Source organism: Paenibacillus sp. FSL K6-2441 (assembly GCF_037964765.1).
In the GTDB taxonomy this organism is placed as follows: domain Bacteria; phylum Bacillota; class Bacilli; order Paenibacillales; family Paenibacillaceae; genus Fontibacillus; species Fontibacillus phoenicis.
Window position 1 is genome coordinate 2,203,146 of record NZ_CP150174.1, and the last position, 13,272, is coordinate 2,216,417.

General features: G+C 54.0%; 10 protein-coding genes. 9 read left to right on the plus strand and 1 reads right to left on the minus strand.

The genetic code is table 11. The features are described 5' to 3' along the window. Nucleotides 1-4: 4 nt before the first annotated feature. Nucleotides 5-3,340, minus strand: coding sequence for a DEAD/DEAH box helicase (locus tag NSQ80_RS09975; protein WP_260069955.1), 3,336 nt, complete (start codon nt 3,338-3,340; stop codon nt 5-7). A gap of 201 nt (nt 3,341-3,541) precedes the next feature. On the opposite strand from NSQ80_RS09975, the gene NSQ80_RS09980 reads away from it, so the two are divergent. From NSQ80_RS09980 to NSQ80_RS10020, 9 genes are all read left to right on the plus strand, one after another. Further along, nucleotides 3,542-4,228 (plus strand): FHA domain-containing protein, encoded by a 687-nt coding sequence (locus NSQ80_RS09980; protein WP_009223217.1) that lies wholly within the window; start codon nt 3,542-3,544, stop codon nt 4,226-4,228. Between the two features lie 32 nt (nt 4,229-4,260). Then, complete coding sequence (locus tag NSQ80_RS09985) at nt 4,261-5,256, plus strand: glycerophosphodiester phosphodiesterase family protein (protein ID WP_009223218.1); 996 nt, start codon at nt 4,261-4,263, stop codon at nt 5,254-5,256. 54 nt (nt 5,257-5,310) lie between these two features. Continuing rightward, entirely contained in the window at nt 5,311-6,954 is a 1,644-nt protein-coding gene (locus NSQ80_RS09990) for a helix-turn-helix domain-containing protein (protein ID WP_009223219.1), read from the plus strand. Between the two features lie 107 nt (nt 6,955-7,061). Continuing rightward, the gene (locus tag NSQ80_RS09995) at nt 7,062-8,084 is read left to right on the plus strand and encodes an ABC transporter substrate-binding protein (protein WP_339302127.1); all 1,023 of its coding nucleotides are present in this window, start codon (nt 7,062-7,064) and stop codon (nt 8,082-8,084) included. 57 nt (nt 8,085-8,141) lie between these two features. Next, nucleotides 8,142-9,095: an iron ABC transporter permease gene (locus NSQ80_RS10000; RefSeq protein WP_232282201.1), complete on the plus strand. Its 954-nt coding sequence runs from the start codon at nt 8,142-8,144 to the stop codon at nt 9,093-9,095. After that, the gene (locus NSQ80_RS10005; protein WP_009223222.1) at nt 9,088-10,122 is read left to right on the plus strand and encodes an iron ABC transporter permease; all 1,035 of its coding nucleotides are present in this window, start codon (nt 9,088-9,090) and stop codon (nt 10,120-10,122) included. The genes NSQ80_RS10000 and NSQ80_RS10005 overlap by 8 nt, the downstream gene beginning before the upstream one ends. A 19-nt stretch (nt 10,123-10,141) precedes the next feature. Then, on the plus strand, nt 10,142-10,963 hold the full coding sequence (locus tag NSQ80_RS10010) for an alpha/beta hydrolase-fold protein (RefSeq protein WP_323076516.1): 822 nt from the start codon (nt 10,142-10,144) through the stop codon (nt 10,961-10,963). Nucleotides 10,964-11,410: 447 nt separating this feature from the next. Continuing rightward, the gene (locus tag NSQ80_RS10015) at nt 11,411-12,469 is read left to right on the plus strand and encodes an ABC transporter ATP-binding protein (RefSeq protein ID WP_260069961.1); all 1,059 of its coding nucleotides are present in this window, start codon (nt 11,411-11,413) and stop codon (nt 12,467-12,469) included. After that, nucleotides 12,462-13,265 (plus strand): ABC-2 family transporter protein, encoded by an 804-nt coding sequence (locus tag NSQ80_RS10020; RefSeq protein WP_323076517.1) that lies wholly within the window; start codon nt 12,462-12,464, stop codon nt 13,263-13,265. Before NSQ80_RS10015 ends, NSQ80_RS10020 begins: the two co-directional genes overlap by 8 nt. Nucleotides 13,266-13,272 lie beyond the last annotated feature (7 nt).

The following is a 13,272-nucleotide window of genomic DNA, read 5'->3' on the forward strand; positions in this document are numbered from 1 at the left end:
CAGGTTAGATCATCAAGATTTCGCGAATTTCTTGCTCGGTAAGCGCAGATATGGCTTCTTGTCCGGGCTTAAGCACCTCTTCGACGAGATGTTTTTTCTTCTGCTGCAGCTCGTACATTTTGTCTTCCACAGTGCCTTGTGCAACCATGCGAATGACATGAACGATATTCTTCTGCCCGATTCGATAAGCCCGGTCCGCCGCCTGCTGCTCGACCGCGGGATTCCACCATAAATCATAGAGAATGACAGTATCTGCCCCCGTTAGGTTCAGGCCAGTGCCTCCGGCCTTCAGCGAGATGAGGAACAAATCGCGTTCCCCGTCGTTAAAGCGGGAGCACAGCTCTACCCGTTCGGCGGCCGGCGTTTTCCCGTCGAGATAAAAGAAAGGCAGCCCCCGGTAGCCCAGCTCCCGGCCAATCAATCCGAGCATCTCCGTAAATTGGGAGAAGATCAGCACGCGTTTGCTGGCACTTTGGCATTCCTCGATCATTTCCATCAGCTGGTCAAATTTGGCCGAACCGCCGTCATAGCCGTCAACGAACAAGGCCGGATGGCAGCAAAGCTGGCGCAGCCGGGTTAACCCGGCCAGTATGCGGATGCGGTTCTGCCCGAAGGTATCCGCATCCAAATGCTTGAGCGTTTCCTGCTGCAGCTTGGCCAGGTAGGCAAGGTACAGCTTCTTCTGTTCCGGAAGCAGCTCCGAGGGTTGCAGGGACTCGATTTTTTCCGGAAGCTCCTTCAACACGTCGGTTTTCAGCCGGCGCAGGACGAAAGGGCGGATGCGTTTGGCCACCGTCTCCCGGGATAGATCGTTAAACGCCTGGCGGCTAGGGAATAACTCCGGGAATACGGCGCTGAAGATCGACCATAACTCTTCCAGCGAGTTCTCCACCGGGGTGCCAGTTAAGGCGAAACGGTACTTGGCTTGCAGGATTTTCACGGCTTGGGCCGTTTGGCTGGCGTGATTTTTGAAGCTTTGAGCCTCGTCCAAAATGAGTGTATGGAACGACAGTTCAGCGAACTGCTCAATATCGCGGCGCAGCAGTGGATAGGAGGTGATGACCACGTCCGCTTGCGACGCCTCGCGCAGCGTCCGTACCCGTTCGGCTTTACTTCCATCCGCAATGACGGCTTTGAGATTAGGTGCGAATTTCGTCAGTTCGTTACGCCAGTTGTACACCAGGGAAGCGGGGCAGACGATCAGCGCAGGCTGTCCAGACTCGGCAATCTCCGGCAGCACCGATATGAGAAAAGCGATGCTTTGCAGCGTCTTTCCAAGCCCCATATCATCGGCAAGAATGCCGCCGAAGCGATAGTAGGCCAGCGTCTTGAGCCACTGATAACCGTAAACCTGGTAGTCGCGAAGCACGTCGGATAGCTGCGGCGGTACCGGAAAGTCCAGATTGCCGGGATGCTGCAGGTTATGCAGCAGCTCGCGGTACGCCTTGCCCAGCTTCACCGGACCTTGTCCACGGTCTTCCTGGATATGCAATCCGCGAATGACCGGCAAACGGAATTCCGGTCCACGGATATCGCTTTGGCGCAAGCCAAATTCGTTCAGGAAGTTGACGATTTCCTGGAACTCCTCGCTTTCGAGCGGCATCAACGCTCCGTTTGGCAGCCGGAAGTACTTGCGTTTCTCCTCCAACGCTTGAAGCAAGCCGCGGATTTCCGATTCGCCGATCCCGTTCATGCTGAAGCGAAACTCCAGCCAATCTGTACGCTCGTCCAGCTCCACGGAAATTTTCGGCGGCCTAAGGTCGGTGATCAGCCGGGTTTTGACCGCTGAGGTGGCATAGATGTCCACGAGCTTCTCAAGCTCTGGGACGACATGATACAGGAATTCGTATTCTGCCTCTTCGTCATCGAGGAAATAAGCGCTTTCTGTCCGGATCATGTAGCCGGATTCCATCAGATTCAAAATCTGCCGCTCCTTCTCGGTATCGCGCAGCAATATCAAATCAGTTCCCCGCTTGGGTCCATGTTCATCCAAGGGGTTAAATATGATATCTCCGTATTGGAATTCCAAGCCCGCCAGAAGCCGGTCCTTGACCCGATCGAGGTACAGCCGGGCTTTCAGTTGGGTCCGTACCATGCGGCTAGCGACCTTCTCCTCGACATGGATGGTTCCGAACTTCGTCAACCCGGGCAGTACCCGCTCAACGAAGGGCTCGATCTGTTCAGGAGAGATCAGGATATGCTGCTTCCGCGCGGTGATCATCATATGTTTTAATTCAGCGAGCCGGCGAGTTTGCGCGGGGGAGAGACGGATCAGCTTACCTTCCGACAAAATGATGCCATAGGCGTCCATCACAAGAACGTCATCCAGGCCCTGGGCGGAAAACTGATAGCTCTCGTCCCCGGCTTGACCGAGATTGAAGCTTAACGGCAGCGGCCCGTCCGTCACTTCAAGCCCTGGCCAAATGCGGCTATCCTGCTCCAGTTGCACGAGCGGCGCTTGGGAGAGCAGCGGCAGCAGCCCATCCCAAAAGACGGGCGGCACCGGCAACAGCCGATCGGAAATTCCGTTTGATTTCAATGAGTATCCTCCCAGGCTCTCGTGAAACATCTGCTCATTGCGCCGGATCTCCGCCAGCTTCTGTAAGATCGCTTCATCCTCCGACCGAAAGGAGTAACGTTCCGGGTCATAGTTGAAATGTTTGGTGAAGCTGTACGGCTCGCCGCGTGAGATTTTATCGAGAAAATCCCGAATGTTCTTGACGATATACAGGCGCTTCTCGCCAATCTTCAGCTCCAGTCCGAACAGGTACTTGCGATAGCCGTACAGCACCGGATGGAGCGTAAATTCCACCTCCAGCGGCATCCGTTGATCGAACCTCAGTCCGGTTCGCAGCGGCGGCGGGGTGTTCTCTTCAAACAAGCGCATCATATCGCGTGCGATCCAGATATCGCGGGAAGGGATGTCTCCAGATTGTGATTGTCTACGCTGGACCAGGCTATAGGATCCATTGCGATCGTCGTCCACCGAATTTAGAATGTCATCCTGCTGCCGCAACAGAGACGGAAACGGACGAACCGGCGCCTTACCACCCTGCAGCATATCATGAACACCCAGCAAGACGGCGGCGATATGCTTGCAATAGTTGTTATAGGAGTAGAAGGCAGGACAGTTGCATTCCGCATGCACGTCGCCGTGTTCATCGATCTGCAGCGACACATGATAGTGGCCGGTCCCGGACACTGCGGCTTCATAGACACGGGAGCCGTGGTCCATCCGGAGAAAAGCCACTTTCCCGGTCCGGTAATACGCTTCTCCACGCTCGTAAGCGATTCGGCCGCATAACAATTTAATGACGCGCTCCGTTAACTGAAAACTCATGCATGGATTCCTTTCTCGTATAAATTCCGTTCGTCAGGTGTTCGCCTTTTGTTCTCCCCCTATGATAACAGAAAATCGACCATTGAAAAACGAGCGTTGATATCAGCCTGCTGTGAGGATAATATCACTGCGGTTGCTATATTCTTGGGACGTCCCTTAAGATAAGATGATGATGGTATAGAAAATGGAGGGAGCTTAGGTATGGATACCTTTGCCTGTATTTATATTCTTCGCGGGGACCCGTTTCGTCCTGGAACTTGCATCTACCTGGATCAAGAGACGACGGAAATCGGGCGGACGTCTTCCGAGAGTTTTCCGGATATGGCCTTTACGAACATCTTTATATCCCGCAAGCATTTAATGATTCGGAAAGAAGGGGACCGTGCGGTCGCCTACGATCTGGGGAGCCGTCATGGCACGGAACTGAACGGGGTGCGGATGATCCCGCATGCCCCTTATGTACTTGAAACGAACGATATCCTGAAGCTGGCGCGGGGCACCAGCGTACTGCATTTCTCTTATTCGCCCGGAGAACAAACGCTGGAGTTTGAGCCCGTAAATGACTCGACGCACCCAGAGGAGACTGAAGGACCGGTTACGATTCATTGGGAGAAACGGGAATGCATTGTGAACGGCGTCAAAATTTCGATGTCGGAAAAGGAATATTTGCTGCTGCAGCTGCTCCATGAGCACGCGAACCGTCTGGTGACGATCCGTGAGATTAAGCAGACGGTGTGGTACGACCGCAATCCCGGCCCCGACGGGCTACCGGATGTGACGATCGATGAATTAACGACGTTAATTTATCGGATTCGCAAAAAGTATGGACGCGACACATTCCAGATCAATGCGATCCGGGGAAGCGGATATATTTTAGAGAAAGAATAGGAACAGGATGGGGAAGGATCGGGGGGACCGGCTTGCGCAAGATCAGGAAGATTTTTAGAAGCAGAACGTTTTGGATATTGCTTGTCCTTATTGCCTTTATTTACTTGAACAATACGCCGCATTTGACCGCAGCTCATGGCGGGGAACCTAAGCTGCTGGCGCACCGCGGGCTAGCGCAAACGTTCCCGATGGAGGGGATCGAGAACGACACGTGCACGGCCGAACGGATCTATGAACCGGAGCACGAGTTTCTGGAGAACACCTTGCCATCCATGGAAGCGGCGTTTGCAGCGGGCGCGGATATGGTGGAACTGGATCTGAAGCCAACCAAGGACGGGCAGTTTGCCGTGTTCCATGATTGGACGTTGGATTGCCGTACCAATGCGGAGGGCACAACGAAAGATTATACGATGGCGGAGCTTAAAATGTTGGATATCGGATACGGATATACCGCCGATCAAGGCAAAACGTATCCGTTTCGCGGCAAAGGGGTTGGGCTGATGCCGTCGTTGCCTGAGGTGGTGGAGCATTTTCCCGGCAAGGCGCTGCTATTGCACATCAAAAGTGACGACCCCGAGGAAGGGAAGCAGCTCGCGGCCTACCTTTCTACGTTAAAGAAGGAGGAGCGGGACTTGTTAACCGTTTATGGCGGCGATCAGCCCATAGCGGTCTTAAAGGAACTGCTGCCGGATATGCGGGTCATGTCCAAGGCAACGTTAAAGCAATGTCTGCTCTCGTATGAAGCTTCCGGCTGGACAGGATACATCCCCGATGTTTGCCGGAACACCGAGCTGCACATCCCTGAGAAAATCGCGCCTTGGCTGTGGGGCTGGCCGGATAAATTCCTGAGTCGTATGGAACGAGCGAATACCCGCGTCGTTATCGTTGGCGGGGACGGCAGCGACTTCTCCAGCGGCTTCGATACATTAGAAGACGTGAAGCGCCTGCCGGCAGGATACAGCGGCTGGATCTGGACGAACCGAATCGACCGAACCGCCAAGGCGGTACAAACTGGGATTGACGATTGAGAACGATTATCAATATACTGATAGCAGGATATTGATAAAGGAAGATGAAGGATAATGAATCTAGATCCCCAAGAAATGAAGCTGCGGAAGCTGGATCAAGTATGGATCCGGCTTCGTTCCGTTGAGGCGGTATCGGGAACAGGAGACAAGACCATGCGCCAGCAGCTGGCATTGTCCTTCGCGTTAATCGTGGCGGCCTGCGGGGATGGCCGGTTGATGGTCGATCAAGAGACAGTCGAGCTGGAGAACGGCAGCGCGTACGTTTGCGTGCCCGGCCAAACCTTTGGCACCGTCGATCTAAGCGAGGATGGCGAGTTAATCGCGTTCTATTTCGACGCCTATGCCGACTCGAATTCTGTAGGTGAAGAAGCTGGAGGCAAAGAAGATGGCCAGCTGGATGCCTTGCTGCCGTATCATGGAAAATTACGGGTCCATACGCCCGGCAAATTGGCCGTTATGGCCGAGAGCGCTTGCCGTGCCTGGCAGCACGGGGAGCCCATGGGGCATTTCCGCAGTCAGATTGACCTGCAGGAGATGCTTTATTATTTGTACCGGAACAGTCGCACCAAGCCTTATCATGCAGGCGAAGCGTTGGAGGCGGCGAAGCGGTACATCGATCAGCACTACAACGAGCCGGTTACGATTGAGCAGCTGGCCCGGGTGGCGGAGTTGAGCCCGAAGTATTTTGCCGAAATGTACAAGAAGAAATACGGGAAGAGCCCCATCGAATATGTCACCGAGAAAAGAATGCAGCGAGCCAAACAGCTGATGGCCACCGCTTCTGCAAAGCTGCGCGAGATTGCCCATCAAACCGGGTATGCGGACGAGTTCTACTTCAGCCGCAAGTTTAAGCAGGAGATCGGCGTATCGCCGTCCGTTTATATGAGGAGCCGACGCCGCAAGCTGGCGGCTTACAGTCCCTCGGTACTTGGTTTTCTTACTCCGCTGGGATTCATGCCGTATGCCGCAGCGATGCATCCTAAATGGACAGAGTATTATTACCGTGAATTCCGCAGCGACATACCGCTGCACATCAGCGCATACCGCTACAACGAAGATTGGCGCGAGAACCTAGAACGGCTGCGGCAGGCTCCGATCGATTTGATCCTGGCAGTGGACTCGATCTCGGAGGAGGAGCAGCGGGCGTTAGAACAAATGGCCCCGGTTCAGATCCTAGCCGCTTCGCAGACGGAATGGCGCGAGCTATTGATGCAGGTGGCGGAGGAGATAAATGAGTCCTGGCAAGCCAATCAATGGCTCAGAGCGTACGAATTTCGGCTGGAGCAGGTCAAGGAGCGGCTGCCTCAATCACTGCGCCAAGAAACGCTGGTCATTGTTCGTATGAAAGAGGATCGGTTATTTCTCCACTGTAATCGCGGCATGGCCGGCCTTCTGTTTGATGACCTGGGACTGGCCCCCGGTTATGTGTGCGACACGCCTTGTTACAACTGTCCGATCACTCTGGAGGAGCTGGGCCGCATCGATCCCGGTTATCTCCTGATGATGATTCGGCAGGACAGTGAAACGCTTGAGGCGTGGGGGAGGCTGCAAGTGAATCCGAGCTGGCAAGCGATCCGGGCCGTTCAACGGCGGCGGGTCAAGCTGTTGTCGTCTGATCCTTGGCTTGAGTATTCCGCCCACGCGCATCTTCGGATGCTGGATCAGTTCACCGAGCTGTTTCCGGAAGAAAATCCATAATTGTTCGGAATTTTGTCCATGGCCTATTTTAGGCCTCTTTTTTATACTCGATAATGATAATCATTATCAACATAGATTTGTCGAATAGACGAAAGGGGTAAAGAGAAATGAAAAAACGGATTTGGGCAACAGGCGCCGTCCTTTTGCTGACATTGGCCTTAACGGCTTGTGGTGGAGAAAAAGAAGGGAGCTCGGCCAACGGTACGAGTGAAGCCAATCCAACGACCGCGACGGAAGCGAACGCTGCCGCCGGATCCAATGCCGGCGGGACGGACCAAGCTGCACAAGGAACGCGGACGATTCAATATTTGGGCAAGAGTTATGAGGTTCCTGCGAACGTTGAGCGGATCGTGATCACCGGCGCGATGGAAGCGATGGAGGACGCATTGGTGCTGGATGTACATCCGGTTGGTGCGATCACCTACAGCGGCGCGTTCCCGGAACGGTTTGCTGCGATTACAGACGGGGCGGAGTCCATCGGGGAGAAAACGCAGCCGAACTTTGAAACGATTTTGCAGCTGAAGCCGGATCTGATTCTCGGTTCGACGAAATTCCCGGAGGATGTTCAGGAGCAGCTGGTCAAAATCGCTCCGACGATCTTAGTCTCCCATCAGGCTGTGGATTGGGAAGATAATTTGCGTCTGCTGGCAGAAGTGACGGGGAAACAGGAAGCTGCCGAACAAGCGATCCAGCAATATAAGAGCGATCTCGAAGGGGCAAAAGCCACGCTAACAGAAAAACTTGTCGATCAAACCGTGATGGCAATTCGTATCCGGACAGGGAAGCTGTTCATTTATCCGGAAAGCGTATTTTTCAATCCGATCCTCTACGGAGATCTAGGTCTGAAAGTACCAGCCGAGGTGAGTGCGGCGAAAGCCCAGGAGGAAATCACGATCGAACAGCTGGCGACGATCAATCCGGACCAATTGTTTATTCAATTTGCTGCAGACGAGAACAAGGAAACGGCAACCGCATTGGATGAGTTCCTGAACAACCCGATCGTTAAAAACGTTGCCGCGGTGAAAAACGATAAGGTATACGTAAACGTCATCGATCCGTTGTCGGAAGGCGGACCGGCGTGGAGCCGCATCGAGTTCCTGAAAGCAGCGCTGGAACGTCTTTCCGAATAGACCATGCGCAGCTTCAAATGGAAGACTTGGACCTTTAGCGGATTGGCGCTTGCGCTGATGGTAGTGACTGTGATCATCTCCGTACTGCACGGCACGAAGCCGATCCGCTATGAGACCGCCTGGGAGGCGCTTGTCCACTTCGATGAAGGGAACGTCGACCATCAGATCATCCGTACTTCGCGGATTCCAAGGGCAATTGGGGCGTTGCTGATCGGAGGGCTGCTGGCCGCTTCCGGTGCACTGATGCAGGGGATGACCCGCAACCCGCTGGCATCGCCGTCCATCATGGGGATATCCGACGGCTCGGTGTTTGCCATTACGTTATGTATGGCGTTCTTGCCGGGCGCCAGCAATATGGCGATGGTGGGCTATTCGCTGGCGGGCTCTGCTCTGGGCGGGGTACTGGTCTTTGGGATCTCCCGGCTGCTGCCGGGCGGCTCCTCCCCCGTGATGATGGCAGTGCTTGGCACGGTGATGGGGACATTTCTCGGCGGTTTATCCCAAGCTTTGGCAAGCTACTATCAAGTGTCACAAAATATCAGCTTCTGGTACAACGCCCGGCTGCACGGCATTTCGCCGGACATGATCCAGCTCGCGATTCCGTTCGCGGCCGCCGGACTCATCCTGGCGTTATTTATGGCCCGGCCGATGACGGCGCTGTCGCTTGGGGAGGAAATCGCAGCCGAGCTGGGAATGAACGTGAAGCTGATCAAGTCGTTGACGATGCTCAGTGTTGTCATCATGACCGGCATTTCCGTGGCGATCGCTGGAAAGATTGCGTTTGTCGGGTTAATTTTGCCGCATATTACGCGGTTTCTTGTCGGGCCGGATTATCGGCGGATCGTTCCTTTATCGGCGCTGCTTGGCGCGTTGTTTCTGGGCTGGTGCGATCTGATCAGCCGATTCCTGAACCCTCCGTTCGAGGTACCGATCGGCGTAGTCACCGCGTTGTTTGGCGTGCCCTACTTCCTGTACTTGATCAAGACGAGAGGAGGGGGCCGAAGTGAATAGAAGAAGCGAAGCTTCGCGGTTTTGGCTGGTGCTCCTCGGCTGCTTGATCCTGGCGCTAGCCTGCATTTACATCAGCCTCACGAACGGCACCTTTGACCTCTCCGTCCGTGATATCGTCAAGACGCTGCTCCGCATCGATCCGCAGTGGGATCATGACCTGGTTGTCTTCGATTTCCGGCTGCCGCGCATCGTGATCGCTGCCTTGGTCGGCTGCGGGTTAGGCGTAGCCGGAGCGGTTCTGCAGGGGATAACACGTAACGGACTTGCCGATCCGGGAATTTTGGGCATTCATGCCGCTGCGGGTTCTGCCGTGGTTCTGTTTATGTTCCTGACCCAGGGGACGGTGAAGGGAACGGGCATCTGGTCCTTTTTATCGATGCCGATGTTTGGTTGGCTGGGCGGATTTGCCGCGGTGTGGCTGTTATATATGTTTGCTAGGCATCACGGTTCGCTTGATCCCGGGCGTTTGATTCTGGTGGGGATTGCGCTTGGCTCGGGCTTTGGTGCGTTAACGATGTACATTTCGCTGAAAATGAACCCGCAGGATTTTGAGATGGCCACCGTTTGGTTGTCGGGAAGCATTTATGGAGCCAATTGGGAACAGGTATTGGGGATTTTGCCTTGGCTGCTCGTGCTCATTCCGGTCATCTGGCGCAAGGCGGCCGTGCTCGACATCATGCAGCTTCATGAAACCAGCGTTGTTGGACTTGGCGTTCGCGTGAATACGCAAAGGCAATGGCTGTTGATCTGCTGTGTCGGGATTATCAGCGCCTGCGTATCCGTGTCCGGCAGCATCGGCTTTGTTGGCCTGATTGCTCCGCATATCGCCCGGCGTTTGGTTGGTCTTCACTACCGTTATCTTGTTCCGGTATGCGGCGGGATCGGCATGGTGATGGTGCTGCTGGGTGATTTTCTGGGACGCATCGTATTTGCCCCGGCGGAATTACCTGTAGGGATTGTGATTTCGGTGATCGGGGTTCCTTATTTCGTAATGCTGCTGTATCGGGCAAAAAGAGCAAAAGCCTAACTGGAGGAGGAGCAACCGGATGAATCAGGTGGGCAAAAAGCAGCCGTTTGGCATTCCCGGTGCCGAACAATGGACGATGACAAGCCGCTTCGGCCGCGACTATCGGATCATGATGTGGAAGCCGGATACGGAGGTGCCAGAAGGCGGCTTTCCGGTGATTTACATGCTGGACGCCAACGCGTGCTTCGGGGCGATGACGGAAGCGGTGCGAATGCATTCGCGGGGGCCGCATCGGCTGGAGACCACCGTCGTGGTTGGCATTGGCTATGAGGGGGAACAACCGTTTGCAACGGAACGCCGCTTCTATGACTATACGATCCAGGCGGCAGCTGATGAGCTCCCCGAGCGGAAGATTGATGCGCCTTGGCCGGAGACCGGCGGGGCAGAGCATTTTCTGAAGTTTATTGAAGAAGAGTTGAAACCCGCGATCGAACGAGAGGTGCCGATTAATCAGCAACGCCAAACCTTGTTTGGCCATTCGTTGGGAGGGTGGTTTGCGTTATACACCCTGTTTATGAAGCCTGACGCTTTTCAGGTTTATGCAGCGGGCAGTCCATCGATTTGGTGGAAAAATCATTATTTACTCCCGGTCGCGAAACGTTGGTTAACCGATCGAGAGCTTACCAAACCCGAAGAGAAATCACCTTTAACGATATTCTTAGGGGTGGGTAGTTTGGAAAAGCCGCATATGATCCAAGATGCGAAGGCTTTATCCGAACTCCTGAGGAACAGCAGATCCGACATGAACTCGGAATTCTACCTTTACGAGGAAGAAACGCATCTGTCGGTGATCTTCCCCTTTATCACTCGGGTCATACGAAACATCCTGAAACCGATATAAATCCTGGCTTCTTGGCCGGCTTGATGTCTTTCCATAGACGTTGAGCCGGCTTTTTTATTTTTTTTAGAATTCGTTTAGAAGCGTTTGATTTTATCCTATATTGCGATGGTATTGATTCCGATCATTCTCACCATGGTGATCGCTATGTGCGTCGGTTACCGCGTTGATCTATAGATCAACGTGTGGCGCCCAGATAACTAGGGCCTTTTCCCGCTTTTTTGCAGGATTATCCCTTTCGTTAAGGGAGCAAAAACATCAGTAATTTGCGTTTGGTGTTTCTGTTGCTCTCTGACCCAAAGGGATAATGTGAGAAGCCGCTTCAGGCATAGGTGCGGTCGGTCGCCTTTCTGGACTTCACACGCACGCACCTTAGGGGTGGTGCTTTGTTGGAAGTTACTATATAATCTTTAGCGGACTCAAAATTGAATCAACAAAGCGAGGGATACCATGGCTGCCATTGAAGTGCGCGATTTGCGCAAGACATATAAGGTGCAGAAAAACCGCGAAGGCCTCAAAGGGGCCTTTCTTGATTTATTTAAGCGGGAATACAACGAAGTGGCCGCCGTGAAAGATATTTCGTTTCAGATTCCAGAGGGAGAGATCTGCGGATATATCGGGGAAAACGGGGCCGGAAAATCGACCACCATCAAAATGCTCACGGGTATTTTGGTGCCGACATCGGGTTATTTGAAGGTTGGCGGCTTTGTGCCATACGCCGAGCGCGAGAAGTTCGTACAGCATATCGGCGTCGTCTTTGGGCAGCGCAGCCAGCTTTGGTGGGATATCGGTGTCATCGAGTCGTTTGAGCTGCTGCGCAAGGTTTATCGGGTGCCGCAGGCCGATTACAAGAAACGGCTAGACGAGCTGGTGGAACGCCTTCAGCTGCAGGATCTGCTGAACCGCCCGGTACGTAAGCTCAGCCTAGGCCAACGGATGCGCTGTGAGCTGGTCGCAGCGTTGCTGCACAACCCGTCCATCGTCTTCCTGGACGAGCCGACGATTGGTCTTGACATCGTCGTCAAATCGGAGATTCGCGATTTCCTTAAGGATATGAACCGCGACCACGGGACAACGATCCTGCTGACGACACATGACCTGCAGGACATCGAGGCGCTCTGCTCCCGCGTCATTATGCTCGACGACGGCCGGATCATTTACGACGGCGGCTTAGAAGAGCTGAAGGACCGCTGGGGTACGGGCAAGGAGGTACTGTTCCAGTTTGGAACGGCCACCAAGCTGGACCAGCTGCGGAGCTGGACGGGGACGCTTCCTGTCATCTGGACGGCGGAGAACGACCTGAACGCCAAGGTTTGGATTCCACGGGATATCGGTGTCTCTGAGGTATTGGGTCAAGTGGTTGGCCAAGCGGACATCACCGACATCAAAATCATCGAAACCAACACCGACGAAATCGTCCGCAGCATTTATCAATCCGGCTCGGCGGATAAACCGGCGGACTCTGAAGCGGAGGCGGAGAGCAAAGAAGGTGCGGTTATCCATGTCTAACCAGTGGGGGGCGTACCTCGATTTTATCCGCATCCGATTTTTGACGATGCTGGCGTATCGGGTGAACTACTATTCAGGCATTCTGATCTATTCGCTGAATATTGGGGTTTATTATTTTACGTGGAAGGCGATTTACGGCGACGGGGGCGAGCTTGGCGGCTTTACCGCCTCGCAGATGACGACCTACCTGGCCGTTTCCTGGATGGCCCGGGCGTTTTATTTTAACAACCTGGATCGTGAAATCTCCACGGATATTCGAGATGGAAGCATTGCGATTCAATTTATCCGCCCTTATAACTACCTTATCGTCAAAATGATGCAGGGCTTCGGCGAAGGAATGTTCCGCTTCATCATGTTGATGATCCCCGGCATGGCGATTGCGATGCTGCTGTTCCCGGTCAAGCTGCCAACCGAGTTGAGCGCTTGGGCAGGGTTCCTGGTGATGCTGTTCTTCAGCTTCCTGATCAATTCGCAGCTGAACGTGATTACGGGACTGATGTCTTTTTTCGTGGAAAATAACGAAGGGTTTATGCGCATGAAACGGGTGGTTGTTGATTTGTTCTCGGGCCTGATCATTCCGATCAGTCTGTTCCCGTCCTGGCTCGGCGGCATCATGTCGTTTCTGCCATTTCAGGCGATCACCTATTTACCGGGTTCGGTCTTTACCGGTCGGATTCAAGGCGCTTCGATTTGGAACGTGCTTGGCATTCAGGTGGTCTGGTTTTTCACTTTGCTCATTCCGATGATTGGGCTGTACCGTGCTTCGCGGAAACGCCTGTTCGTGCAAGGAGGTTAAGGGAAGC